Here is a 23,097-nt window from a genome sequence, read left to right on the forward strand (position 1 = left end):
CTCCTTGGATCAGGCCGCCGGGCGCTGCAGGAAATTGCGCAGCAGGGCGTGGCCGTGTTCGGTGAGGATGGACTCGGGGTGGAACTGCACGCCTTCCACCGGGAACTGGCGGTGGCGCAGGCCCATGATCTCTTCGATCGAGCCGTCCTCGTTCTCGGTCCATGCGGTCACTTCCAGGCAGTCCGGCAGGCTGTTCTTGTCCACCACCAGCGAGTGGTAGCGGGTGGCCTGGTAGCGGTCCGGCAGGCCGGCGAACACGCCCTTGCCTTCATGGCGGATCGGCGAGGTCTTGCCGTGCATGATGTTGCCGGCGCGGATCACGGTGCCGCCGTAGACCTGGCCGATGCCCTGATGGCCCAGGCATACGCCGAGGATCGGCGTGGTCGGGCCCAGCCGCTGGATCAGCTCCAGCGACACGCCCGCTTCGTTGGGCGTGCACGGGCCGGGCGAGATGACGATGCGCTCGGGTTTCTGCGCGGCGATCTCGTCCACGCTCATCGCATCGTTGCGCACCACCTTCACCTCGGCGCCCAGCGTCTGCAGGTACTGCACGAGGTTGTAGGTGAAGCTGTCGTAGTTGTCGATCATCCACAACATGGTCAGGTTCCGTCGCTTATCAGGAAAATGGCGTACACGTTTTCGGTGTAGGTGATGGGGCCGGCTTCGACCGACTCGGGCAGGCGGGAGCCCGTGGTCTCGATGCTGTTCATCGGTGCCTCGGGCGCGGGCGGCGAAGGCGGCGTCACCAGATCCCCACTGCTCGGCCAACTGCCGGCCTGGATGCCATAAGCAAAGTTCGGCGCTACGTCGGAAATGCTGTACAGGCCGCGCAGCCGGGTGCCGTAGGCCTTGGCCAGGCCCTGCGCGGACTCGCGGGTCTGGGCCGCCGCCTCACCCTTGAGTTCGCGGCGCAGCGCCACTTCACCCGAATAGGTTGGCGCCAGGCTGCTGACCTGTACGTTCTCGTCGGCCTTCAACGCACCCAGCACATCCTGCATCGCCTTCACGCTGGCGAAGCTGGCGCGCAGCTGGCGCGACACGCGGGTGCCGATGAAGACCTGCCGGTTCTGCTCATAGCGCGTCGCCGGGCCGATCCGCAGGTTGTCCGCACGCACGCTGCCCTCCACCGCCTTGTGCTGCTTGAACAGCGCCAGCACGCGGGCCACGTTGCCCTGCACGCGGCGCCGCGCGGCGTCGGCGTCCATGTCGGTCTCTTCGATGTTCAACTGCAGGCCGAAGCGGTCGGGCGTCACCGTGCGGGTACCCTGCCCCTTCACCAGCAGGTGCGGCTGCGAGGGGATGGTGTTGGCCTGCGCCCACGCAGACGGGGCCATCGTGGCCAGCAGCGACGACCACAGCAATGCGCTCAGCAGCTTCATGCGGTACTCCTTGTCTTCAATGGGAACAGCGGAAGATGCCGCGGCGCAGGCCACGGCACGGGGAGCGTCACAGGCCCTTGGCGGCCTGGGCGACGGCGCGGAACAGCGCACGGCCCTTGTTCATCGTCTCGTCCCATTCCTTGTCCGGGTCCGAGTCGTAGACGATGCCGGCGCCGGCCTGCACGTACAGGCGGCCATCCTTGATGACCGCAGTGCGGATCGCGATCGCGGTATCGGCATCGCCGTGCCAGCCGATGTAGCCGATGCTGCCGGCGTAGACATTGCGCTTGATCGGTTCCAGTTCGCGGATCACTTCCAGCGCGCGGATCTTTGGCGCGCCGCTGACGGTGCCGGCCGGGAACGTGGCGCGCAGCACGTCGGCATAGCTCAGGCCCGGCTGCAGTTGGCCGGTCACTTCGCTGACGATGTGCATGACATGGCTGTAGCGTTCGATCACGAACTGCTCGCCCACTTCCACGGTACCGGCCCTGGAGACGCGCCCGGCATCGTTGCGGCCGAGGTCGATCAGCATCAGGTGCTCGGCACGTTCCTTCGGATCGGCCAGCAGCTCGGCTTCCAGCGCCAGGTCCAGCTCGGGCGTGGCGCCACGCGGGCGGGTGCCGGCGATCGGGCGCACGGTCACTTCGCCATCCTGCAAACGCACCAGGATTTCCGGCGAGGAACCGACCACCTGCAGGTCGCCGACATCGAGGAAATACATGTACGGCGAGGGATTCAACGCGCGCAGCGCGCGGTACACATCCACCGGGCGCGCCTTGAACGGCACGCTCAGGCGCTGGCTGAGCACCACCTGGAAGATGTCACCGGCGCGGATGTATTCCTTGCTGCGCTGGACCGCATCGACGAAGCCTTCGCGGGTGAAGCCGGAGACGAAATCCGATTCGTCCAGCACGTCGCTGTTGAGCGGTGCCGGATAACCGGCGCCCGGTGCACGCAGCTTCGCAGTCAGGGCATCCAGGCGCGCCTGCGCCTGTTCGAAGGCACCGTCGACACGCGGGTCGGCGTGCACGATCAGGTACAGCCGGCCCTTGAGATTGTCGAATACCGCCAGCTCGTTGGAGTCCAGCAGCAGGATGTCCGGCGTGCCCAGCTCATCACGGCCAGCCGGCGGGGCCAGGCGCGGCTCGATGTAGCCGATGCATTCGAAGCCGAACCAGCCGACCAGGCCGCCGGTGAAGCCCGGCAGGCCTTCCAGCTTGGGCACCGAGTGGGCGCTGCGCAGCGCCTCGACTTCGGCGAAGGGATCGGCTACCTCGCGGGTGTCCACCACCTGGCCGTCTTCGCGCACGGTCAGCGTGTGGCCGTGGAAGGCATACACGCGGCGCGCCGGCAGGCCGATGATCGAGTAACGACCAAAGCGCTCGCCGCCTTCGACGGATTCAAACAGGTAGGTATTGGGGCCGTCGGCGAGCTTCAGATAGACCGAAAGCGGCGTGTCCAGGTCGGACAGCACTTCGCGGACGACGGGAATGTGGGTGTGGCCTTCAGCGGCCTGCTGCTGAAACTGAGCGTGCGAGTTCAAGACGACTTTCCTTCCGGGACACAGCGTTATGGGGGCGGACGACGGCAACGGGCCACCATCGCCACCAACGGCGTGCGGAAGAAAGAGTATGCGGGGTCGTCAGGCTGGACACCCTTTGACTGTATCGCAGGATCGGCGGGAGGGGAACCCCGCCCTCGCTACCCCATGCGTCGCGCCTGCTCCTGCGACTCCTCCACCTGCTGCTGGGCCAGCCCGGCGTCCAGGGCGGCGGCGCGGCCGGCGTTGAGGGCGTCGACCTGGGCCGTGCTCACGGCCAGCGGCTGGGCCATGCCCTGGGCCACCTCGACATGGGCATGGCGTCGGTGCGGGGCATTGAGGTCGGCGGTGTCGACAGCGAACACCCGGGCGCGGTCGTCACTGAGAACCACATGGGAGATGGACTGCAGGCCTTCGCGGTTGGCTTGGGCGGCCAGCGCACCGGCCAGCTGGTCGCTCTGCAGGTCGGGCACGCGGTTGTGGGCGCGGTCCAGGGCGTGGACGCCGGCCTGGGCGCCGAGGAACAGGCTATTGCCGGCGTGGGCAGGATGATCGATGCCGATCGCAGGTTTGCCAGGCTCCGTGGTGCTGCCGGCCTGTCGGCCGTCAGCGGCGGGCGCGATGCTCGCCTGCTGCCCGATCAGCGGTGCAGACCCCAACGCCCGCGAGTCCAGGCAGATGAACGGGCAGTTGATCAACTTCGACAACGCGATGGTCTACGCGGCGAAAATGGACGACCCGCGCTATCTCGATCTCTTACTGAAACACGGTGGTGATCCCAATACTCGCAACATCAACAATGAGACGTTGCTGCTGCAGGCGTTTCTCAGCGGAAATCAGTGGAAGAACGTGCAGGTTCTGGTCGAAAACGGGGCCGATGTAAACGAATCCAACTTAAGGAGCCTCGGGAGCGACACCGTCCTGAGCTGGTACACAGGAAGAGGTGGGTTCGACTACGCCTACTGGTTGCTGGAGCACGGCGCAGATCCCACCATCTCCCAGCCTGTACAGGAGGGATCGGGCAAGACTGCGCGTCAACTGATGGTCGAAGACATCTACTGGGAAATCACCACGCCCGACAACCTGCCCTGGCAGAAGAAGTGCCAACAGTGGTTGGCTGACCGCAACATCCCGCGCCCGCCGATGCCCGAACACATCCGCAGGAAGCGCGAGGCCTTCAAGTTCCCGAGCAGGGAAGAAGACATCCCCCTGCTGTAGCCCGCGCCTCAGCGGGCGGAGAGCAGCTCGCAATCCGCCGGCAGGTGCATGCGCACCCGGCCCGCAACGCAGTCGATGCGGAAACGCTGCGCCTGCACCGGCTCGCCGTCCAGGTTCAACGTCAGTGCCTGCGGCGCGTCGATCTGCAGCCACGGCAGCTGTGCGCGGTTCGCCACGCGCTCCAATGCCGCCTCCTTGCCACCGGTCAGCATCTGGCCCAGGGTTGCGGCGACCTCGCCGTCCAGTTCGGGTACCACGGTGAGGTCCAGCAGGCCGTCATCGATCAGCGCCTGCGGGCACAGCTGCTGGCCACCGCCGGCCTGGCGGCCGTTGCCGATGCCCAGGGCGATGAACCCGCCTTCCCAGGCGAAATCCGGACCGGTCAGGCGCGCGGTGATCGGCTCGATGCGGCCCAGCTTGGCGATGCCGGTGATGACATAAGCCAGCCCGCCCAGCATCTTCTTCAGGCCTGCATCAGTTTCCACGGTCACCTGGGTACCGAAGCCGCCGCTGGCCAGGTTGGCGCACCACCAGGTCCGCCCGTCGGCGTCCACGCGCAGCAGGTCCACAGCGCGCGCGGAGGCCTGCCCGATCAATGCAAAGGCCTGCTGGGGTTCGGTGGAAATACCGGCGGAAGTGGCGAAATCATTGGCCGTGCCCATCGGCACCAGCGCCAGCGAGGGCAGCGCCTCGGCCGGTTCATCGCGATGGGCCAGGGTTTCGGCCACGGCGCTGAGCGTGCCATCGCCGCCGGCGGCCACGATCACGTCCACGCCATGGTCGATGGCTTCGGCCACGTAACGCTCAGCGTCGCCCTCTTCCCAGGTCACCCGCACTTCCAGCTGTACGCCCTGCTGCCGCCAATGGCCGACGGCACTGCGCAGGTCGTCATCGCCTGCGGATTTGCCGTTGAGGATCATGCGCCAGCGCGGGGTGGTCATGCAGTGCTTCCGGGAGGGGGGACGCCCAAGGCTAGCAGCGCCCGATGTCGGGTCTGGTGAAGCCGGTGAAGCCGTTCAGCCGAGCGGGATGACCGCGACCCTCAAGGGCCGCTCCTCGGTGTACATCGGGCCGTCTGCGTTGGCACCGGCTGCGTCGATGCCATCGCGGTCTTCAAGACACAGGCATCGAGGGTTGTTCCAATCGTCGACCACGATGGCCTGCACAATGCTGCGGACATCCGTCGTTGCCACATGGTGGCAGCCGAATGGCAGATGCCCGTGCTGGGAAGACACCAGGCTGAGGCGCAGCTGGCGCACCATGGCGTCGTGCCAGCAGTAGAACGTCATGGCGTGGCCTGCGACCTGCGCGGCGCGGTACGCGGCAACCCGGTGAACGAAGGCTACGACTGGTGCAACGTCCAGAAAGGTGTCTGGCGGTGGGGAGAACGCGCAGAGATTCCCTCGTGCCTCCGCAGTGATGCAGCCAGGGTCGATGACCAGTGCATCTTCTGCCGCAAACTGAAACCAGGATTCAAGCAGCGCAACAACATCCGCATCATTTTCCATCGCTCCATTCTAGTGCCCGTGCACGGCTCGCCGCAGGGGCATTGGCGACACCCTGTCATCAGGCTGTCACCGATGGCCCGGAGAATGGAAGGCCATAGCAGGGATGATGGATGGAGGCAGGATCAGCCTCCCACGCATGCAGCAAAGCCGCGCCGCGGATTGGCGCGGCTTTTTTTTTGGGGGTGCACAGGCAGTGCGAACCGCACCCACCGGGTTGCGGTTCGCACCCACCACAACCGGTTGAGGTGTGGACCCGGTAGAGCCACGCCATGCGTGGCTGCCCTACGCCTCACCCGTTGGCGAAATCGTGCAGCGCCCGGCCCTGCAGCCGGTACACGGTCCACTCGTCCTGCGGCGTGGCACCGGCGGCGGTGTAGAACTCGATGGCCGGGGTATTCCAGTCCAGCACCGACCATTCGAAACGGCCGCAACCCTCGGCCACGGCCTGGCGTGCGATGTACTTCAGCAACGCTTTGCCGGCACCGGCACCGCGCTTTTCCTGGCTGACGTACAGGTCTTCCAGGTAGATGCCCTTGCGGCCCAGCCAGGTGGAGTAGTTGTAGAAGTACACCGCATAGCCGATGGCCTCGCCGTCGGCCTCGCAGATCAGCGCGCGGGCGGTGGCGTCGGCGCCGAACAGGCTCTCGGCGATGCCGATCTCATCGGTCTGCACCGAATGCTCGGCCTTCTCGTAGATCGCCAGCTCGCGGATGAAATGCAGGATCAGGCCAGCATCGGCCACGGTGGCCGGGCGGATGTTCAACACGGCCACCGTACTCATGGCTCAGCCCCGTGCCGCAGCGACGTTCGCGCGCATCTGCGCGATCACGTCCTGGTAGCTGGTCTTGGCGTTGAAGATGGCCGAACCGGCAACGAAGGTGTCGGCGCCGGCGGCAGCGATCTCACCGATGTTGTCGGCCTTCACGCCACCGTCGATCTCCAGGCGGATGTCCTTGCCGCTGGCATCGATCATCTTGCGCACCACCTTCAGCTTGTCCAGCGCCGAGGGGATGAAGGCCTGGCCGCCGAAGCCCGGGTTGACCGACATCAGCAGCACCAGGTCCAGGTCATCCAGCACCCAGTCGAGGATGTCCACCGGGGTGGCCGGATTGAGCACGATGCCCGGCTTGCAGCCCAGTGAGCGGATCAGCTGGATGGTGCGGTGCACGTGGCGGCTGGCCTCCGGGTGGAAGCTGATGTAGGTGGCACCGGCCTCGGCGAAGTCCGGGATGATGCGGTCCACCGGCTCGACCATCAGATGCACGTCGATCGGCGCGGTGACGCCGTGCTTGCGCAGGGCCTGGCAGACCATCGGGCCGATGGTCAGGTTCGGCACGTAGTGGTTGTCCATCACGTCGAAGTGGACCCAGTCCGCACCGGCAGCGAGGACATTGTCGACTTCCTCGCCGAGGCGGGCGAAGTTGGCGGACAGGATGGAGGGGGCGATGAGGCAGTGGGACATGGCCGGGCCTTGCAACGAGGGGAAAGTGGGTCAGCGCTTGCGCAGGGTCTTGATGCGGTCGTAGGCGGCATTGATCCGCCGCGACTTCTGCTCGGCCTGCTGCTGCAGCTCGGGGGCGGCGCCGCCAAGCCTGTCGGGGTGGTACTGCGAGATCAGCTTGCGGTAGGCGCGCTCGATCTCGGCATCGGTGGCCTCGGAGGTCAGCCCCAGCTCCCGGTACGGGTTCTCCTTGTTCAGGCGGAACCAGTCCGAATCGAAGGCGTGGCCAATCAGCAGGCCGACCACCGCGCCGAACAGCGGATTGGGCCGGAACAGCAGGGCGCCGGCGATGAATCCGAGCAGTTTTCCGTACCAGCGCATGGCGCTCCGGGGTGGTCCGACGAAATGGACGCTCATTTTACGTCACAGCGGGCCCGGACGGCTTTACACTAGGCCGCCCGCTGGTCAGCGGGCCCGCCGGGTCCGTTGGGCAGCAGCCGTATCGACAACGCCCCAGGAGTGCCCGTGCCAACCACGCTGTTGCAATCCGATCTCCCCGGCCTGCCCTTGCGCCATCGCGGCAAGGTGCGTGATGTGTTCGATATCCCGCGCGAGCGGCTGCCAGCCGGAACCCCGCCGGGCGACTACCTGCTGATGGTCGCCACCGATCGCCTGTCGGCGTTCGACGTGGTCCTGCCCGACCCGATCCCGGGCAAGGGCGAGATGCTCTGCCAGGTCTCCAACTTCTGGTTCGCCAAGACCGCGCACCTGATGCCCAACCACCTGACCGGCATCGACGTGGCCAGCGTGCTGCCCGAAGGCGTGGACCCGGCGCTGTACGCCAAGCGCGCGGTGGTCACCCGCAAGCTGAAGCCGGTGCCGGTGGAAGCGATCGCCCGCGGCTACCTGATCGGCAGCGGCTGGAAGGATTACCAGCGCACCGGCAAGGTCAGCGGCATCGACCTGCCCGACGGCCTGCGCCAGGCCGAACAGCTGCCCGAGCCGATCTTCACACCCTCGACCAAGGCCGCGGTCGGCGACCATGACGAGAACATCGATTTCGACGCGATGGTGAAGCAGGTCGGTGCGGAACTGGCCGAGCGGGTGCGCGACGCCACCCTGCGCATCTACAAGTTCGCCGCCGATTACGCCCGCGAGCGCGGCATCCTCCTGGCCGACACCAAGTTCGAGTTCGGTACCGACGCCGATGGCCGGCTGTACATCATGGACGAGATGCTGACGCCGGATTCCTCGCGTTACTGGCCGGCCGACGAGTACGAAGTGGGCACCAGCCCGCCGAGCTACGACAAGCAGTTCGTGCGCGATTACCTGGAGACGCTGGACTGGGGCAAGACCGCCCCGGGTCCGAACATCCCGGCCGACATCATCGAGCGCACCCGCGCCAAGTACGCCGAGGCGCTGCAGCGCCTGGCCGGGATCAGCGTCGACTGATCCGCCTGCGCCCCTGGCCGGAAAGGCTGGGGGCGCGTTCGGTAGTGCCGGCCGCTGGCCGGCGCTTCGGTGAACCTGCAGCGAGGCATGGCCTGGTCCTGGTAGTGCCGGCCGCTGGCCGGCGACGTCGCGAACTCGGCTATGCTCTGGTTTGCCGGCCAGCGGCCGGCACTACCGTTGTCCGAGGAAGCGACGCAGCATGCAGACATCCACCGAGCTTGCGCGGCCGATCGACCGCTATTTCGCCAGCTACTCCGACGACCACCGCAACGTGATCAACCAGCGCATCCACGTGGTGGCGGTGCCGGCGATCCTGTGGTCGGTGGTGGCCCTGCTGTGGTGCCTGCCGCCGCTGATCACCTGGTTCCAGTACGGCATCTGGTCGGCGTTCGCGATGTTCAGCGCCTGGTGCTTCTACAACAAGCTGTCGCGCCCCTTGGGCATCGGCATGCTCGTCCAGTTCTTCGTATTCGGCTGCCTGTGCCGCCTGCTGGAGGCCGAGATCGGCCTGCATGCGCTGCGCTGGCTGGCGGTGGGCGTGTTCGTGGTGGCCTGGATCGCGCAGTTCATCGGCCACACGTTCGAGGGTCGCAAGCCCAGCTTCCTGACCGACCTGACCTACCTGCTGATCGGCCCGGCCTGGGTGATGGCCAAGTTCTATCGCAAGCTCGACTGGCGCTACTGATCGCCGGCGGCCGACAGCGGCCGTCGTTTCCTGAACGGGCGAATTCCATCACCCACACTCCACGGCGGCCCTGCCAGCCTGCGCCGGTGACCCGCTCCCCGCCTCCCGTCCGTTGACGGCAGCCCCTGTGCGACAGGGCCTGCGGTCTCCCTGCGTGGGCGTAGGGTGTCCCCCGAAGGCAACCGGGAGGGACCGCAGGAACGTGAGGTTGCGCCGCAGAAAAAATGAATCAGCGAACGTTACATGCAATTGATCGCTGTTTGATGGGTTTCGGCGACATTTCGCAGCCTGTTATTCTCCCTGACCTGCTCGTGAATCATGGATTCCCTGCATGCTCTCCAGCCTGCCCCTGCTGCTGGCCCTGCCGTTCCTGATGGCAGCGGCTGTTGCGGCCTTCCCCCGTAGTTCGCGCTCGACTGCTGCCTGGCTGGCGGCACTGGCGCCGTTGGGCGGGCTGGCCATCCTCGGCTGGCTGACCCCGGCGGTGCTCGATGGCCAGGTGGTCCGCACCCTGGTCCCCTGGCTTCCACAGATCGGCCTGGACTTCACCCTGCGCCTGGACGGGCTGGCCTGGATGTTCGCCGGGCTGGTGCTGGGCATCGGCGCCCTGGTGGTGCTGTATGCGCGCTACTACCTCAGCCAGCAGGACAACGCGCACCGCTTCTACTGCTACCTGCTGCTGTTCATGGGCGCGATGCTGGGGATGGTGCTGTCGGGCAACCTGCTGTTGCTGATGATCTTCTGGGAAATGACCAGCATCAGCTCGTTCCTGCTGATCGGCTTCTGGTCGCACCGCCAGGACGCACGCGAAGGCGCGCGCATGGCGCTGGTGATCACCGGCGGCGGCGGCCTGGCCCTGCTCGGTGGCGTGCTGTTGATCGGCCGTATCGTCGGCAGCTTCGACCTGGATGTGGTGCTGGCCGCCGGCGAGCAGATCCGCGCCAGCACGCTGTATCCGTACGCCCTGTTCCTGGTGCTGGCCGGCATCTTCACCAAGAGCGCGCAGTTCCCGTTCCACTTCTGGCTGCCGCACGCGATGGCGGCGCCGACCCCGGTCTCGGCCTACCTGCACTCGGCCACCATGGTGAAGGCCGGCGTGTTCCTGCTGGCGCGGCTGCATCCGGCGCTGGCCGGCAGCGACCTGTTCTTCTACACGGTCAGCGGCATCGGCGCGATCACCCTGTTGATCGGGGCCTGGAACGCGATCTTCCAGCACGACCTGAAGGGCCTGCTGGCGTACTCGACCATTTCCCACCTGGGCCTGATCACCCTGCTGTTCGGCCTGTCCACGCCGATGGCGGTGGTCGCCGGCGTGTTCCACATCCTCAACCACGCCACCTTCAAGGCCTCGCTGTTCATGGCCGCCGGCATCATCGACCACGAAACCGGCACCCGCGACATGCGCAAGCTGGGGGGGCTGCGCAGGCTGATGCCGTTCACCAGCGCGCTGGCGATCATCGCCTCGCTGGCGATGGCCGGGATCCCGCTGCTCAACGGCTTCCTGTCCAAGGAAATGCTGTTCGCCGAAGCGATTACGGCCGGCGGCCCGGGCATCATGCGCACGGCGGTGTCGATCGCTGCGTTGCTGGCAGGCGTGTTCGGCGTGGCGTACAGCCTGCGCTTCGTGCACGACACCTTCTTCGGCGCTGGCCCGCACGACCTGGACCGCGTGCCCCACGAGCCGCCGCGCTGGATGAAGGTGCCGGTGGAGCTGCTGGTGGTGATCTGTGTGGCGGTGGGCGTGGCACCCGCACTGACCGTCGCGCCGGTGCTGCACGCCGCTGCGGCCTCGATCCTCGGCACCGCCATGCCCGAATACAGCCTGGCGGTGTGGCACGGCTTCAACCTGCCGCTAGCGATGAGCGCGATCGGCGTGGTCGGTGGCGTGGCGCTGTACTTCGGCCTGCGCAGGCTGATCAACCTGCATGCCGTGACCAATGTCAGCACGGGCCGCAATGTGTTCCACGCCCAGCTGGACGCCGTGTCCGCGCTGGCCATGCGCCTGACCAGCGGCATCGCCAATGGCAGCCTGCAGCGCATGCTGCTGGGCCTGGTGCTGGTGGCGATCGTGGTTGCCGCTGCGCCGTTCGTGGCCAACCCAGCCTCGCCGAACTGGACCGCGCCGCAGCCGATTCCGCTGCTGGGCTGGGCCCTGTGGCTGGTGATGATGGCCTGCGCGGTCGCCACCCTGCGCATCTACAAGCAGCGCCTGCTGGCGGTGCTGCTGGTCGGCGGCGTCGGCCTGATGGTGGCGCTGACCTTCGTGTTCCTGTCCGCGCCCGACCTGGCCCTCACCCAGCTGCTGGTGGAGATGGTGACGCTGGTGCTGATGCTGCTGGGCATGAACTACCTGCCTGCGCAGTCCGGCCCGGAGCGGCCGCGCTGGCGCAAGCGCCGCGACGCGGTGATCGCGATCATCGCCGGTGCCGGGCTTGGCGCGCTGGCCTATTCGGCGATGACCCTGCCGCCGAACACCATGGCCGGCGAGCTGCTCGCCCGCGCGTTGCCCGAGGCCTACGGCCAGAACGTGGTCAACGTGATCCTGGTCGACTTCCGCGGCTTCGATACCTTCGGCGAGATCACCGTGTTCGGCATCGCCGCGCTGGTGGTGCATGCGCTGCTGCGGCGTACGCGGATGGCGCCGGAGCAGATCATGCCCGGCCCGCCGATCAAGCTGCCGGTGCCGGCCGATCTGGCGCAGATCATGTTCCCGCTGACCCTGACCGTGTCGATCTTCCTGTTCCTGCGCGGGCACAACGCACCGGGTGGCGGCTTCATCGCCGGCCTGGTATTGGCAGTGCCGCTGCTGATCCAGTACGTGATCCAGGGCACTGCATCGGTGGAGTCTCGCTTCGGCTTCGACTACATCCGCTGCATCGGCATGGGCCTGCTGATCGCCCTGCTCAGCGGCAGCGCGTCGATGCTGTTCGGCGTGCCGTTCCTGACCAGCGGCCATCTCGACCTGCACCTGCCGCTGATCGGCGACGTACCGCTGGCCAGCGCGATCGGTTTTGACATCGGCGTCTATCTGGTGGTGTTCGGCGGCGCCATGCTGATGCTGTCGATGATGGGCACGATCAAGCCGTCGCGTACCCGCACTGCCCGCAAGGGTGAGATCGACCTGCAACGCCGCTCGGCACGCACCGGGGAGATGCACTGATGGAACTGGCCCTGGCTACCGCGATCGGCGTGCTGACCGCCATCGGCATCTACCTGCTGCTGCGTGCGCGCAGCTTCGATGTGATCCTCGGCATGACCTTCCTGTCCTACGCCACCAACCTGCTGATCTTCGCCGGCGGCCGCGTGGTGCTGGGCAAGGCGCCGGTGCTGCAGGAAGGCGTGGACAGCCACCTGGGCAACTACACCGACCCGCTGCCACAGGCACTGGTGCTGACCGCGATCGTGATCGCCTTTGCGATGACCGCGGTGAGCATTGTGCTGGCCATGCGCAGCCGCAGCGACAACCACAGCGACCACGTGGATGCCCACGAGCCGGATGACGACCTGCAGGATGGAAGTGTGCCGCCGCACCAGGGCGAGGACCGCGCATGAACCATCTGGTGATCCTGCCGATCCTGATTCCGCTGCTGGGTGCGGCGCTGTCGCTGTTCGTCGAACACCGCCGCTATGGCCCCAGGGTGCAGCGGGCGGTGGCCTGGACCGCGCTGTCGGCGCTGGCGCTGGCGGTCGGGCTGCTGTTTGCCACCACGGCCAGCGGTGACATCAACGTCTATCTGCTGGGTGACTGGCCGTCGCGGCTGGGCATCGCGCTGGTAGCCGACCGGCTGTCGGCGTGGATGCTGCTGACCACCCTGCTGCTGGCCATTCCCTGCCTGCTGCACGCCTGCTCGGGCTGGGACCGCCGCGCGCCGCACTTCCTTGCGCTGTTCCAGTTCCAGCTGGTCGGTCTCAACGGTGCGTTCCTGACCGGCGACATCTTCAACCTGTTCGTGTTCTTCGAAGTGATGCTGATCGCCTCCTACGGCCTGCTGCTCAGTGGTGGCCGCGGCCTGCGCATGCGAATCGGCCTGCACTACGTGGTGTTCAACGTCACCGCCTCGACCCTGTTCCTGGTCGCGCTGGGCCTGCTGTATGCCTCGCTGGGCTCATTGAACATGGCCGAGCTGTCGCAGCGCATCGCCGAGGTACCGCCGGCACAGCTGACCCTGGTGAAGGCGACCATGGGCCTGTTGCTGCTGGTGTTCTGCGCCAAGGCCGCGCTGATGCCGCTGTACCTGTGGCTGCCGGAAGCCTATTCGCGCGCACCGGCGGCGGTGGCGGCGCTGTTCGCGATCATGACCAAGGTCGGCCTGTACTCGGTGCTGCGCATCCAGATGCTGTGGTTCGGCGACGATGCCGGCGCGATGGCCGGCTATGGCCGCGACTGGCTGCTGTGGGCCGGCGTCGCAACGCTGGTGCTGGGCGGCCTCGGCGCACTGGCCGCCACCCGCCTGCGCGTGCTGATCTCCTACCTGGTGATCGTGTCGGCGGCCACGCTGTTCATCGCCTTCTCGGTGGGCACGCCCCAGGTGCTCTCGGCTGGCCTGTACTACCTGCCGCACAGCAGCTTCGTCGCTGCCGCGCTGTTCCTGGTTGCCGATCTGATCCGCCGCCGTCGCGGTAGCGCCAGCGACCGCAAGGAAGTGGTCGCGCCGATGCCGGGCAAGGAGACGCCCGCCGTGTTGTTCCTGATCGGCGCGGTGTCGGTGGCCGGCCTGCCGCCGCTGTCCGGCTTCCTGGCCAAGGCTGCGCTGCTGGCCGGCATGCCGGCGCAGTACACCGGCCCGGTCTGGACCGCCGTTCTGGTCAGCAGCCTGCTGGTGATCATGGGCCTGACCCGGGGAGGCATCCGCCTGTTCTGGCGCGTGCCGCCGGTCGATCCGGAAGCGCCGGTACCGCGCAAGGCGCGGCTGCGCCGGGTCGAGCTGTACGCGGCCTGCATCCTGCTGGCCTACGGCATCGGCATGACCCTGGCCGCAGCACCGCTGATGCGCTACACCGACGCCACCGCCGCGCAGCTGCTGCACCCCAGCGAGTACGTGCAGCAGCTGCGTGCGACTGCACCGGAGATCCGCCAGCCATGACCGCCCAGCGCTCCCTGTTCCGTCGCCTGATTCCGTCGCCGATGCTGAGCATCATGGTGGTGGCGTTCTGGCTGCTGATGTCCGACAGCTTCACCCTTGGCCAGATCGTGCTGGGCCTGCTGCTGGGCGTGGTGGTGCCGCTGTTCGCCGCACGCCTGGACCGCGAGTTCGCCCGCATCGGTACCCTGCGCCCGTTGCCGAAACTGCTGTGCGTGACCCTGTGGGACATCCTGATGTCCAACATCCGTGTCGCCCTGCAGGTACTGGGGCCGGAGAAGAACATCCGCCCCGGTTTCATCTGGCTGCCGCTGGACATCGCCAACATCCATGGCATCGCTGCGCTGACCAGCATGATCACGCTGACCCCGGGCACGGTCTCGGCCGCGCTCAGCGACGACCGCAAGTACCTGCTGGTGCACGTGCTGCACCTGGAGGACCCGCAGGACCTGATCGATACGATCAAGCGCCGTTACGAGGCGCCGTTGATGGAGATCTTCCCATGACCGGTTTTGAAGTCATCCAGACCACCCTGGTGGTGTGCATGCACGTGGTCGGCCTGGCGATGCTGCTGGCCACCTGGCGGCTGTTGCGCGGGCCGACCGTGCCCGACCGCATCCTCGCGCTGGACACGCTGTCGGTGACCGCGATCGCTGAGCTGATGCTGTTCGGCATGTACCTCAACTCACCGATCTACTTCGAGGCGGCGCTGATCATCGCCATGCTCGGCTTCGGCAGCACCGTGGTGCTGAGCAAGTTCGTGCTGCGCCGGGACATCGTCGAATGATCACCGCGATCCAGATCGTCCTGTCGATCCTGCTGCTGTTCGGCTGCTTCTTCATCCTGGTCGGCGCACTGGGCCTGGTGAAGCTGTCCACCTTCTTCAAGCGCCTGCACGCACCGACCAAGGCCAGCACACTGGGCGTGGGGTGCGTGCTGGTGTGCTCGGTGTGCTACCACATCTTCCTCGGCCAGGACCCGCAGCCACGCGAGCTGTTGATCACCGTGTTCCTGTTCATCACCGCACCGATCAGCGCGCACATGATGGCCAAGGCCGCGTTGTCGCTGCTGATGGAAACCCGCCCCAGCCTGCCGGGCAACGAGCCGGCCGCCGAGGAGCAGCTGCCGCCGCCGGAACCGGTGCGGGAAGAAGAAACCACGCAGAACCGGTAGTGCCGACCGCTGGTCGGCACGAACAGCAGCCGAGCATGGGCTCGGCTCTACAGCGCCGGTGCGCCGACCAGCAGCAGCTCCAGCACGAACCAGCCTACGAACGCGACCAGCAGGATCCCGCCTTCGCCACGACTGATCTTCAGGTCGCCGCGCAGCATCGGGTACAGCACCAGCGCAAACGCCAACAGCGCCGGCAGTTCCAGGCGCACGAACGAGGCCGGCAAGGCCAACGGCTGCAACACCGCCATCGCACCGATCACCAGCAGCAGGTTGACCACGCTGGAACCCAGTACGTGGCCGAGCACCATGTCACCATGCCCGCGACGCGAGGCGGCAATGGCGGTGGCCACCTCGGGCAGTGCGGTGCCGATCGCCACCGGCAACAGGCCGACCAGCAACGGCGTCCAGCCCAGTGCGACACCGAAGTCGGCCGCAGCACCCACCACCAGGCGCGCGCCCCAGTACAGGGTCAGTGCGGCGATCAGCACGCGCAGCACGTTCAACGGCAGGCTGGTGCGGCTCAGCGCGGATTCGGCGATGGCTGCCTGCACCTCGGCGCTCTCGACGCAGCTGCGGCGCAGCAGCAGCACCTGCATGACGATGAAGCCCGCCACCAGCACGCCGCCTTCCCAGCGCACCAGGCGACCATCCAGGCCGAACAGGATCAGCAACACGCCGGCCGCCAGCAGCGACCACCACAGCACCGCCTGCAGGCGCGCGCGCAGCAGCAGGGGGGCGGCGACGGCGGCCACCGCCAGGGTCAAGCCCAGATTGACGATGCTGCTGCCCACGGCATTGCCCAGTGCCAGCTCCGGTTGGCCGACCGCCAGCGCACGTGCGTTGACCGCCAGTTCCGGCAACGAGGTGGTCACGCCGAGCAGCAGCAGCCCGGCAGTGAACGGGCTGGCCCCGAAGCGCTGGGCCAGGCCAGAGACGGCCTTGACGATGGAGTCCCCGCCCAGTGCCAGCAGCAGCAGGCCGAGCAGGAACCAGGCAATGGCAATGGCGATCATCGAGCACTCCCCAGCAGTGGTGGCGCGATTCTACGCTTGGCCCGAGCGCATGGCTGGGCGGTGGATCAAGGATCAGCCACAGCCTTCCGCATAGTCGACCTGCGGGGTCTGCCCGACCCGCCAGGCCCCCACCCGGCCATCGGCACCGAGCGCGAAGTCGATCACTGCCCCGCCCTCCTGCGCCGGCCGCACGCGCAGGTGCTGGGCCTTCTCGTCGTACTTGTCGGGACCGACGTCAGCGCGCTCGGGATACAGCACCTGCAGCTCGCCCAGGGTCATGCCGACCTTGCCGCCGCCCGGTGCAGTGATGGCGGCGCTGCGCACGTCGTAGCGCACCAGCTTGCGGCCTTCGATCATCAGCCGCGGGTCCTCGGCATCCTGCGGGCGCAGGAAGTAGCAGCCGTCGTTGCCGTCGTCGGCGGGCAGCGGCTTGCCGGCGGCATCGGTGCCCAGCCCCTGCAGTGGCGTGCCAAAACCACTGCGGACTTCGGCGATGCCGGTGCCCAGCTTCGCACCCGCGAAGCCGTCCAGGCGGGCGGGACTGTCCTTGCGGAGGTCGTTCGCCGGGCGGGCCGCCAGATCAGGATCCGTCGACTGGGCCGGACCGGTCGCCGAGGCGGTTTCCGCCGGGGTGTCGCTGCCGCTGCCGGCGGCGCCCTGCTTGTCGGGGCCGCCACTGCAGGCGGCGAGCGAAAGGAGCAATAGACCAGCAATCGGGAGGTGCTTCATCGGTGCGGTTCCCTGGCACGAAGGTAGCTGCACGCTAGCGCAGCGCGCGTGCAGATGCTGCATTGTCATCGCGGTTTCATCGCCCTCGTTCAGGCTCGGCGTGCACCGACCTGGCTGTCCCTTCCATGCAACCGCGCAAGACCGAACTCGCCCGAACCGCGCTGCAGGCCCATCGCGCGCCGCTGGACATGCGCCAGCGCCGGTTGCTGATCCTGTGCGACGGCCAACGCAGCATCACCGACCTTACCGGCCTGCTCGGCCAGGATGCGCCCGCGATGGTCATCCAGCTGGTGCAGGCCGGCTACCTGAGCACCGGTACCGGTACCGGTGCCGCAGCCCCGCCACCGCCGCCGGCAGCCACGGTAGCGCCGCAGCCCGCAACACCTGCCGCAGCCGCGGCCACAGCGGTCGAACGCCGCCGCTCGCTGGTGGCTGCGCGCATCTATGTGCTGGGCATCCTGGAAATGCAGCGCCACCCGCAGGCGGCGGCGCTGTTCCGCGACCTGCAGCAGGCACGCGCCGAAAGTGAAGTACTGCAGGTGCTGCACTCGGCGATGCGGATGCTGCCCGGGCTGACTTCGGAAGGCTATTGCCAGCGTGTACGCCAACGCCTGCTGGAAGCGCTGCCGTTGGAGCACTGCGACGCGTTCGCCGAGGTGGCCTGAAGAAAAAGGGGACGGAGGGGATTAAGTCGCAATCAGCACACGTGTGCATGAAACGACTTAATCCCCTCCGTCCCCTTTTTCGGGTCAGCGGTAGTTGTTGCGCAGGCCGTTCCAGCACTGCTGGTAGTCGCCCTGACGGTGGCCGGCGGCCAGGGCCTGTGCGGTCGGGCGGATCACCGCGCGGGTCTCGAACATGAAGGCCATCGTGTCCTTGATCACGTCCGCCTTGGACAGATCGGCATTGGACGCCTTGTCGAAGGTCGGTGCGTCCGGGCCGTGGCCGCTCATGCAGTTGTGCAGCGATGCGCCGCCCGGCACGAAGCCTTCGGCCTTGGCGTCGTACGCGCCATGCACCAGGCCCATGAACTCGCTGGCGATGTTGCGGTGGAACCACGGCGGGCGGAACGTGTTCTGCGCCACCAGCCAGCGCGGCGGGAAGATCGCAAAATCCATGTTGCTGGTTCCCGGCGTGTCGCTGGGCGAATGCAGCACCAGGAAGATCGACGGATCCGGGTGGTCGTAGCTGATCGAGCCAATGGTGTTGAAGCGGCGCAGGTCGTAGCGGTACGGCGCGTAGTTGCCGTGCCAGGCCACCACGTCCAGCGGCGAATGGTCGATCGGCGCACGCCACAGGCGGCCCTCGAATTTGGCGATCAGCTCGAAATCGCCATCGACATCCTCGAACGCCGCGTGCGGGGTTTCGAAGTCGCGCGGATTGGCCAGGCCGTTGGAACCGATCGGGCCAAGGTCGGGCAGCTTCAGCAGCGCACCGTAGTTCTCGCAGATGTAGCCGCGGCTCGGGCCATCGGGCAGTTCAACGCGGAACCGCACGCCGCGCGGGATCACCGCGATCTGCTGCGGCTCGATCTCGATCACGCCCAGCTCGGTCAGCAGGCGCAGCGCGCCCAGCTGCGGCACGATCAGCAGCTCACCGTCGGCATCGTAGAAGTAGCGGCCGACCATGTCGCGGTTGGCAGCGTAGAGGTGAATGCCCACGCCAGCATGCGCGTCGGGCGAACCGTTGCCCCCCATCGTGTACAGGCCTTCGACGAAGTCGGTCGGCAGCTCCGGCAGCGGCAGCGGACTCCAGCGCAGCTGGTTCGGCGAGGCCGGCTGTGCGCCGAAATCACATTGCAGCTGCGACTGCGCGAACGGGGTGAACTCGCCATGGGTCACCGCCGGACGGATCCGGTACAGCCAGCTGCGGCGATTGCTGCCGCGCGGCGCGGTGAACGCGGTGCCGGTCAACTGTTCGGCGTACAGGCCGTGGGCCACCTTCTGCGGCGAGTTCTGCCCGACCGGCAGCGCGCCGGCGACGGCCTCGGTGGCGAATTCGTTGCCGAAGCCGGACTGGTAGCCGCGGGCGGTGATGGCGGGGGACATGGGGGCTCCTGAAAAACGGCAAGACCGGAACGGAAAGCAGCCGAGCATGGCTCGGCTCTACAGGCAAGCAGGCGCCGGGCGTGACCCGGCGCTGCCCAGGACCTTACAGCACGCCGCGGCGGATCTGGTCGCGCTCGATGCTCTCGAACAGCGCGGTGAAGTTGCCTTCGCCGAAGCCCTCGTTGCCCTTGCGCTGGATGATCTCGAAGAAGATCGGGCCGATGCAGTTCTGGGTGAAGATCTGCAGCAGCTTGCGCTGGTGGGTTTCCGGATCGGCATCGATCAGGATCTTGTTCCTGGCCAGGCGCGGCACGTCTTCACCGTGGTTCGGCACGCGCTGGTCGATCACGTCGAAGTAGGTCTCCGGCGTGTCGAGGAAGTCCACGCCCTGCGCGCGCATCGCTTCGACCGTGTCGTAGATGTTCTCGGTGAAGCAGGCGATGTGCTGGATGCCCTCGCCCTTGTACGCGTCCAGGTACTCGTTGATCTGGCTCTTCGGGTCGGACGATTCGTTCAGTGGGATGCGCACGATGCCGTCCGGCGCGGTCATCGCCTTGGACACCAGGCCGGTCTTCAGGCCCTTGATGTCGAAGTAGCGGATCTCGCGGAAGTTGAACAGGCGCTCGTAGTAGTCCGACCACTGCTGCATGTTGCCGAAGTACAGGTTGTGGGTCAGGTGGTCGATGAAGGTCAGGCCGAAGCCCACCGGGTGCAGGTCGGCACCGGCGATCGGCTCGTAGTCGCCGTCGTAGATGCTGCCGGCCGCGCCGTAGCGATCGACCAGGTACAGCATGCAGTCGCCGATCCCCTTGATGACCGGGGCGCTGACCGCCTTGCTGTCCGGCTTGAAGGCGATGGCTTCGGCGCCGTTGCCCAGCGCGGTCTGGTAGACCTCCTGGCCCGGCTTCTTGAAGCGGATGGCGAAGCCGCAGGCGCACGGACCGTGCTTTTCGGCGAAGTCCGAAGCGAACGAATCGGGGTCTTCATTGACCAGGAAGTTGACGTCGCCCTGGCGATAGACGGTAATCGGACGCTGCTTGTGCTTGAGCACCGCGCTGAAGCCCATCTTCCGGAAGTACTCGTGCAGCTCCTGGCCACGGCCGGCCGGGGCGGCGAATTCGACGAACTCGAAGCCGTCGATGCCCATCGGGTTCTCGAAGGTGGTGACCTGCATGCCGGGGTTGGGATGCGAGGCGGTCGGGACTGCGGTATTCATGGCGTGGCTCCGAATCGGTACCGCATCGGTACAAACCAGGTGCGGGCAGGTAGGGACCCGGCGAGAATGCAGGGTCTGGACCCACCCCTTATAGTTACACTTGAAACCACCAGCAAGGTGCACCGCAACATGAGCCCCGCCGATCCTGCCTCGACCCGCCTGCGTGCCTCGCACGTCCTGCTCGACCTGGAACAGTTCCTGCCGTACCGGCTGAGCGTGCTGTCCAACCGGGTCAGCGGCAACATCGCCAAGCTATACGGCGATCGTTACGGTCTGGCGATCCCCGAGTGGCGGGTGATCACCATCCTGGCGCTGTACCCGGGCTCCTCGGCCAGCGAGGTCTCCGACCGCACGGCGATGGACAAGGTGGCGGTCAGCCGCGCCGTGGCCCGCCTGCTGGAGCGCGGCTTCATCAAGCGCGAGACGCATGGCGACGACCGCCGCCGCTCGGTACTGGCGCTGTCGGCCGCCGGTTTCGAGGTGTACGAGACCATCGCGCCGATGGTGATCGAGATCACCCGCAAGCTGATGTCAGTGCTGAGCGACGAGGAAGAACAACTGCTGGAAAAGCTGATCCTGCGCCTGGCCGGCGAAGGTCTGGAGCGGATGGGCGAAGGGGTCTGAACGAAAAAGGGGACGGAGGGGATTAAGTCGTAATGAGCACAGGTGTGCCTGAAACGACTTAATCCCCTCCGTCCCCTTTTTTCAGCTCAGGTGCTTGCGCCTTGCGTGGATCCACGGCACGGCCAGTGCTGCGATGGCGCCGCCGGCGAAGCCCAGCGAGGCGGCAACCGTGGCGGCTTCGACGGCCCCGGGCAGCGCCAGCGCCGCAGCCACCAGCAGCAGCGACGGCAGGCCGACGAAGGTGCCCAGGAAGAAATGCCAGCGCGGTGACCAGGTATTGAGCTGCAGCAGGCTGACCGGCTGCCAGGCTTCAGATGCGGCCTCTTCGGTGATCTTCGCCACGGCCTTGGCCAGATCCACTTCCGGCAGCGCGCGCCCCAGGCGGGCGGTCGCCAGCACTTCGGCCACGGCCTCCACCGGTGGGAAGCTGGACGGCCACGCCACCGGGGCGGGCACGCCGTAAGCGGTCAGCAGCGGCACGCTCAGCCACGGCGCCACCAGCGGGCGCATGCGGCGGCGGCCATGCACGCACCAGATCTGCGGCTGTCCCTGCGCGGTGACGTTGTACAGCGCCAGTTCGTTGGCGGGCGGATAACCCAGCATGGTCACCCGCGCCGCCAGACTGTCCTGGCCCATCGCACGCAGGAAGCCCGGGCGGCTGCGCCCTTCCTGCATCCACGCCAGGCCCAGCGCGCCGACCAGCCAGGCCTCGGCGACGTCCTTGCTGCCCGCCGTGGCGCGCTCGTCACTGGCCAGGTACCACGCCAACGACTTCGGCTCGGCGACATCCTCCAGGCCCCATCGGCTGTCATCCCCCAGCACGTGCCGCACCGGCAGACGGGCAGGCGCAGTTTCGCCACGCTCCCCGGTCTGCAGGAACGGCAGCACGCCCTGGATGAAGGTGGACAGCTCGATCGCGCGCGCGCCATGGCCCTGCCATTCCGGCGGCAGCAGCCCGGCCAGCTGGCCTTCGGCGGCCAGCGCATCAAGGCGCGCCTTCTGCTCGACCAGCTTCTGTACCGCGCCCTTCAACACCACGTTGTCGGGCAACGCGATCTGCGGCAGGCGATGGCGCGGCGGGGCCAGTTCGACGGTTTCCTCGCCGGTGCCGGCGTCGTCCAACAGGGCTTCCTGCGCCGGCAAGGTCACGCCATCGCCGGCTCCGCCGTCGACCAGACCGCTGGCAGGTTCGGGCAATCGTTCGGCGTGGTCGCTGTGCATGGGCGTTCCGGTAGGTAGCATCGACGGGATGTCGACTGAGGTCCTTGCCGGTAACGGCGAGCGCGTTGCGAAGTTGAGATGCCGATTCAGGGAGTGTGACGGCGCGCGCAGTAGAGCCACGCCATGCGTGGATGCGACCCGGCATCAGTGCCGGCCAGCGGCCGGCACTACCGGTCAGGTGCCCACTGCTTGAGGAACGCGCTCACCCGCGCAGGCTGGAAGGCTTCGCCCTTGCGCAGCTCAGCAGTGGCCTGCGAGACCAGCAGGCTGCCATCGGCGTCCAGTACCAGCAGGTGCGGGTAGTCGCGCTCCATCACCGGGAACTGGGCGAAGAAGGCGGTGTTGGGCTGTTCGTCGCTGGCGTTGACCTTCACCCACACGTAGTGCGCGTCGCGGAAGCGGCGCAGGTCGCCGTTGCCTTCCACCACATCATCCAGCGCCCGGCAGCGCTCACAGGCGGCGTTGCCGATCTCGAGCAGGATGCGCTTCTTGCCGCGCTGGGCTTCCACCTTGGCGGTGGCCAGGTCATCGGCGGGGTTGCGGGCCGGGTCGAACTGCGCGCCGAGCCCGGCGATGGCGGCGATGTCTGCCGCCACCGGGGTGTTGCCCGAGGCCACCGGTTCGCTGGGGTCAGCGACCGGTGGCTCGGTGGGTCGGGTGTCCAGCGGCTGCGTGGGCTCGGCGGTGGCAGGCGGTTGCGGTTGGGAACAGGCGCCGATCAGCGCCGCACAGACCACCACCATTGCACCACCGAGCTTGCTGCGCATGC

General features: G+C 67.3%; 26 protein-coding genes. 11 read left to right on the forward strand and 15 right to left on the reverse strand.

Annotation, left to right across the window (positions count from 1 at the left end):
- Nucleotides 1-9: 9 nt before the first annotated feature.
- The 4 genes from ACM0PY_RS09690 to ACM0PY_RS09705 all read right to left on the reverse strand — a co-directional run bounded on the left by ACM0PY_RS09690 (nucleotide 10) and on the right by ACM0PY_RS09705 (nucleotide 3,626).
- Nucleotides 10-597: an anthranilate synthase component II gene (locus ACM0PY_RS09690; protein WP_005419831.1), complete on the reverse strand. Its 588-nt coding sequence runs from the start codon at nucleotides 595-597 to the stop codon at nucleotides 10-12.
- A gap of 2 nt (nucleotides 598-599) precedes the next feature.
- Nucleotides 600-1,379 (reverse strand): SIMPL domain-containing protein, encoded by a 780-nt coding sequence (locus ACM0PY_RS09695; RefSeq protein ID WP_134971122.1) that lies wholly within the window; start codon nucleotides 1,377-1,379, stop codon nucleotides 600-602.
- 67 nt (nucleotides 1,380-1,446) lie between these two features.
- Nucleotides 1,447-2,922 carry an anthranilate synthase component I gene (trpE, locus tag ACM0PY_RS09700; RefSeq protein ID WP_065178876.1) on the reverse strand — a complete coding sequence of 492 codons (1,476 nt, stop codon included), beginning with the start codon at nucleotides 2,920-2,922 and terminating at the stop codon, nucleotides 1,447-1,449.
- 158 nt (nucleotides 2,923-3,080) lie between these two features.
- On the reverse strand, nucleotides 3,081-3,626 hold the full coding sequence (locus ACM0PY_RS09705; protein WP_235646744.1) for an XVIPCD domain-containing protein: 546 nt from the start codon (nucleotides 3,624-3,626) through the stop codon (nucleotides 3,081-3,083).
- Between ACM0PY_RS09705 and ACM0PY_RS09710 the strand changes: the two genes are divergently transcribed.
- Nucleotides 3,610-4,137: an ankyrin repeat domain-containing protein gene (locus tag ACM0PY_RS09710; protein WP_134971120.1), complete on the forward strand. Its 528-nt coding sequence runs from the start codon at nucleotides 3,610-3,612 to the stop codon at nucleotides 4,135-4,137. The two genes, ACM0PY_RS09705 and ACM0PY_RS09710, sit on opposite strands and share 17 nt — an antisense overlap.
- 8 nt (nucleotides 4,138-4,145) lie before the next feature.
- On the opposite strand, the gene yegS is transcribed toward ACM0PY_RS09710, so the two are convergent.
- The 5 genes from yegS to ACM0PY_RS09735 form a co-directional block, all read right to left on the reverse strand.
- Nucleotides 4,146-5,078, reverse strand: a complete 933-nt coding sequence (gene yegS, locus ACM0PY_RS09715) for a lipid kinase YegS (protein ID WP_134971118.1) — start codon at nucleotides 5,076-5,078, stop codon at nucleotides 4,146-4,148.
- A gap of 75 nt (nucleotides 5,079-5,153) precedes the next feature.
- Nucleotides 5,154-5,645, reverse strand: coding sequence for a hypothetical protein (locus tag ACM0PY_RS09720; protein WP_134971116.1), 492 nt, complete (start codon nucleotides 5,643-5,645; stop codon nucleotides 5,154-5,156).
- Nucleotides 5,646-5,934: 289 nt separating this feature from the next.
- A complete protein-coding gene (locus tag ACM0PY_RS09725) occupies nucleotides 5,935-6,417 on the reverse strand; it encodes a GNAT family N-acetyltransferase (protein WP_134971136.1) in 483 nt (160 codons plus the stop codon).
- A 12-nt stretch (nucleotides 6,418-6,429) separates the two neighbouring features.
- Nucleotides 6,430-7,107, reverse strand: coding sequence for a ribulose-phosphate 3-epimerase (gene rpe / locus ACM0PY_RS09730; RefSeq protein ID WP_134971114.1), 678 nt, complete (start codon nucleotides 7,105-7,107; stop codon nucleotides 6,430-6,432).
- Between the two features lie 30 nt (nucleotides 7,108-7,137).
- Nucleotides 7,138-7,467 carry a J domain-containing protein gene (locus ACM0PY_RS09735; RefSeq protein WP_065186520.1) on the reverse strand — a complete coding sequence of 110 codons (330 nt, stop codon included), beginning with the start codon at nucleotides 7,465-7,467 and terminating at the stop codon, nucleotides 7,138-7,140.
- 144 nt (nucleotides 7,468-7,611) lie between these two features.
- Here ACM0PY_RS09735 and ACM0PY_RS09740 point away from each other — a divergent pair, with 144 nt between their 5' ends.
- From ACM0PY_RS09740 to ACM0PY_RS09775, 8 genes are all read left to right on the forward strand, one after another.
- On the forward strand, nucleotides 7,612-8,538 hold the full coding sequence (locus ACM0PY_RS09740; protein WP_061478205.1) for a phosphoribosylaminoimidazolesuccinocarboxamide synthase: 927 nt from the start codon (nucleotides 7,612-7,614) through the stop codon (nucleotides 8,536-8,538).
- Nucleotides 8,539-8,737: 199 nt separating this feature from the next.
- Nucleotides 8,738-9,223 carry an Mpo1 family 2-hydroxy fatty acid dioxygenase gene (locus ACM0PY_RS09745; protein ID WP_053497697.1) on the forward strand — a complete coding sequence of 162 codons (486 nt, stop codon included), beginning with the start codon at nucleotides 8,738-8,740 and terminating at the stop codon, nucleotides 9,221-9,223.
- 331 nt (nucleotides 9,224-9,554) lie between these two features.
- The gene (locus ACM0PY_RS09750) at nucleotides 9,555-12,383 is read left to right on the forward strand and encodes a monovalent cation/H+ antiporter subunit A (RefSeq protein ID WP_180883809.1); all 2,829 of its coding nucleotides are present in this window, start codon (nucleotides 9,555-9,557) and stop codon (nucleotides 12,381-12,383) included.
- The gene (locus ACM0PY_RS09755; RefSeq protein ID WP_049438879.1) at nucleotides 12,383-12,775 is read left to right on the forward strand and encodes a Na+/H+ antiporter subunit C; all 393 of its coding nucleotides are present in this window, start codon (nucleotides 12,383-12,385) and stop codon (nucleotides 12,773-12,775) included. The genes ACM0PY_RS09750 and ACM0PY_RS09755 overlap by 1 nt, the downstream gene beginning before the upstream one ends.
- Nucleotides 12,772-14,307 carry a monovalent cation/H+ antiporter subunit D gene (locus ACM0PY_RS09760; protein ID WP_180883807.1) on the forward strand — a complete coding sequence of 512 codons (1,536 nt, stop codon included), beginning with the start codon at nucleotides 12,772-12,774 and terminating at the stop codon, nucleotides 14,305-14,307. Before ACM0PY_RS09755 ends, ACM0PY_RS09760 begins: the two co-directional genes overlap by 4 nt.
- Entirely contained in the window at nucleotides 14,304-14,810 is a 507-nt protein-coding gene (locus ACM0PY_RS09765) for a Na+/H+ antiporter subunit E (protein WP_111202306.1), read from the forward strand. The genes ACM0PY_RS09760 and ACM0PY_RS09765 overlap by 4 nt, the downstream gene beginning before the upstream one ends.
- Nucleotides 14,807-15,091, forward strand: a complete 285-nt coding sequence (locus ACM0PY_RS09770; RefSeq protein WP_005411334.1) for a K+/H+ antiporter subunit F — start codon at nucleotides 14,807-14,809, stop codon at nucleotides 15,089-15,091. The genes ACM0PY_RS09765 and ACM0PY_RS09770 overlap by 4 nt, the downstream gene beginning before the upstream one ends.
- Entirely contained in the window at nucleotides 15,088-15,477 is a 390-nt protein-coding gene (locus tag ACM0PY_RS09775; protein ID WP_005419868.1) for a Na+/H+ antiporter subunit G, read from the forward strand. The genes ACM0PY_RS09770 and ACM0PY_RS09775 overlap by 4 nt, the downstream gene beginning before the upstream one ends.
- A 47-nt stretch (nucleotides 15,478-15,524) precedes the next feature.
- Here the strand turns inward: ACM0PY_RS09775 and ACM0PY_RS09780 are convergent, their stop codons facing one another.
- Together ACM0PY_RS09780 and ACM0PY_RS09785 are read right to left on the reverse strand one after the other, a co-directional pair.
- The gene (locus ACM0PY_RS09780) at nucleotides 15,525-16,490 is read right to left on the reverse strand and encodes a sodium:calcium antiporter (RefSeq protein WP_180883805.1); all 966 of its coding nucleotides are present in this window, start codon (nucleotides 16,488-16,490) and stop codon (nucleotides 15,525-15,527) included.
- A 72-nt stretch (nucleotides 16,491-16,562) separates the two neighbouring features.
- Entirely contained in the window at nucleotides 16,563-17,219 is a 657-nt protein-coding gene (locus tag ACM0PY_RS09785; RefSeq protein WP_053497705.1) for a hypothetical protein, read from the reverse strand.
- 125 nt (nucleotides 17,220-17,344) lie between these two features.
- On the opposite strand from ACM0PY_RS09785, the gene ACM0PY_RS09790 reads away from it, so the two are divergent.
- Nucleotides 17,345-17,884, forward strand: coding sequence for a hypothetical protein (locus ACM0PY_RS09790; protein WP_180883803.1), 540 nt, complete (start codon nucleotides 17,345-17,347; stop codon nucleotides 17,882-17,884).
- Nucleotides 17,885-17,968: 84 nt separating this feature from the next.
- Here the strand turns inward: ACM0PY_RS09790 and hmgA are convergent, their stop codons facing one another.
- The gene (gene hmgA, locus ACM0PY_RS09795; protein WP_032957134.1) at nucleotides 17,969-19,267 is read right to left on the reverse strand and encodes a homogentisate 1,2-dioxygenase; all 1,299 of its coding nucleotides are present in this window, start codon (nucleotides 19,265-19,267) and stop codon (nucleotides 17,969-17,971) included.
- A gap of 103 nt (nucleotides 19,268-19,370) precedes the next feature.
- Nucleotides 19,371-20,483 carry a 4-hydroxyphenylpyruvate dioxygenase gene (gene hppD, locus ACM0PY_RS09800; protein ID WP_180883801.1) on the reverse strand — a complete coding sequence of 371 codons (1,113 nt, stop codon included), beginning with the start codon at nucleotides 20,481-20,483 and terminating at the stop codon, nucleotides 19,371-19,373.
- A 129-nt stretch (nucleotides 20,484-20,612) separates the two neighbouring features.
- Between hppD and ACM0PY_RS09805 the strand changes: the two genes are divergently transcribed.
- Nucleotides 20,613-21,107, forward strand: a complete 495-nt coding sequence (locus tag ACM0PY_RS09805) for a MarR family winged helix-turn-helix transcriptional regulator (RefSeq protein ID WP_072168901.1) — start codon at nucleotides 20,613-20,615, stop codon at nucleotides 21,105-21,107.
- 81 nt (nucleotides 21,108-21,188) lie between these two features.
- On the opposite strand, the gene ACM0PY_RS09810 is transcribed toward ACM0PY_RS09805, so the two are convergent.
- Together ACM0PY_RS09810 and ACM0PY_RS09815 are read right to left on the reverse strand one after the other, a co-directional pair.
- Nucleotides 21,189-22,328, reverse strand: coding sequence for a hypothetical protein (locus ACM0PY_RS09810; protein WP_180883799.1), 1,140 nt, complete (start codon nucleotides 22,326-22,328; stop codon nucleotides 21,189-21,191).
- Between the two features lie 167 nt (nucleotides 22,329-22,495).
- On the reverse strand, nucleotides 22,496-23,095 hold the full coding sequence (locus ACM0PY_RS09815; RefSeq protein WP_072168899.1) for a thioredoxin family protein: 600 nt from the start codon (nucleotides 23,093-23,095) through the stop codon (nucleotides 22,496-22,498).
- Nucleotides 23,096-23,097 lie beyond the last annotated feature (2 nt).

It is taken from the genome of Stenotrophomonas sp. BR163, from assembly GCF_047520985.2.
GTDB lineage: Bacteria > Pseudomonadota > Gammaproteobacteria > Xanthomonadales > Xanthomonadaceae > Stenotrophomonas > Stenotrophomonas sepilia.

Coding starts and splice junctions, on each gene's coding strand:
- ACM0PY_RS09690 (WP_005419831.1), bottom strand. CDS start 597: ATGTTGTGGATGATCGACAACTACGACAGCTTCACCTACAACCTCGTG.
- ACM0PY_RS09695 (WP_134971122.1), bottom strand. CDS start 1,379: ATGAAGCTGCTGAGCGCATTGCTGTGGTCGTCGCTGCTGGCCACGATG.
- yegS (WP_134971118.1), bottom strand. CDS start 5,078: ATGACCACCCCGCGCTGGCGCATGATCCTCAACGGCAAATCCGCAGGC.
- ACM0PY_RS09720 (WP_134971116.1), bottom strand. CDS start 5,645: ATGGAAAATGATGCGGATGTTGTTGCGCTGCTTGAATCCTGGTTTCAG.
- rpe (WP_134971114.1), bottom strand. CDS start 7,107: ATGTCCCACTGCCTCATCGCCCCCTCCATCCTGTCCGCCAACTTCGCC.
- ACM0PY_RS09735 (WP_065186520.1), bottom strand. CDS start 7,467: ATGCGCTGGTACGGAAAACTGCTCGGATTCATCGCCGGCGCCCTGCTG.
- ACM0PY_RS09745 (WP_053497697.1), top strand. CDS start 8,738: ATGCAGACATCCACCGAGCTTGCGCGGCCGATCGACCGCTATTTCGCC.
- ACM0PY_RS09750 (WP_180883809.1), top strand. CDS start 9,555: ATGCTCTCCAGCCTGCCCCTGCTGCTGGCCCTGCCGTTCCTGATGGCA.
- ACM0PY_RS09755 (WP_049438879.1), top strand. CDS start 12,383: ATGGAACTGGCCCTGGCTACCGCGATCGGCGTGCTGACCGCCATCGGC.
- ACM0PY_RS09760 (WP_180883807.1), top strand. CDS start 12,772: ATGAACCATCTGGTGATCCTGCCGATCCTGATTCCGCTGCTGGGTGCG.
- ACM0PY_RS09765 (WP_111202306.1), top strand. CDS start 14,304: ATGACCGCCCAGCGCTCCCTGTTCCGTCGCCTGATTCCGTCGCCGATG.
- ACM0PY_RS09770 (WP_005411334.1), top strand. CDS start 14,807: ATGACCGGTTTTGAAGTCATCCAGACCACCCTGGTGGTGTGCATGCAC.
- ACM0PY_RS09775 (WP_005419868.1), top strand. CDS start 15,088: ATGATCACCGCGATCCAGATCGTCCTGTCGATCCTGCTGCTGTTCGGC.
- ACM0PY_RS09780 (WP_180883805.1), bottom strand. CDS start 16,490: ATGATCGCCATTGCCATTGCCTGGTTCCTGCTCGGCCTGCTGCTGCTG.
- ACM0PY_RS09785 (WP_053497705.1), bottom strand. CDS start 17,219: ATGAAGCACCTCCCGATTGCTGGTCTATTGCTCCTTTCGCTCGCCGCC.
- ACM0PY_RS09790 (WP_180883803.1), top strand. CDS start 17,345: ATGCAACCGCGCAAGACCGAACTCGCCCGAACCGCGCTGCAGGCCCAT.
- hmgA (WP_032957134.1), bottom strand. CDS start 19,267: ATGTCCCCCGCCATCACCGCCCGCGGCTACCAGTCCGGCTTCGGCAAC.
- hppD (WP_180883801.1), bottom strand. CDS start 20,483: ATGAATACCGCAGTCCCGACCGCCTCGCATCCCAACCCCGGCATGCAG.
- ACM0PY_RS09805 (WP_072168901.1), top strand. CDS start 20,613: ATGAGCCCCGCCGATCCTGCCTCGACCCGCCTGCGTGCCTCGCACGTC.
- ACM0PY_RS09810 (WP_180883799.1), bottom strand. CDS start 22,328: ATGCACAGCGACCACGCCGAACGATTGCCCGAACCTGCCAGCGGTCTG.
- ACM0PY_RS09815 (WP_072168899.1), bottom strand. CDS start 23,095: ATGCGCAGCAAGCTCGGTGGTGCAATGGTGGTGGTCTGTGCGGCGCTG.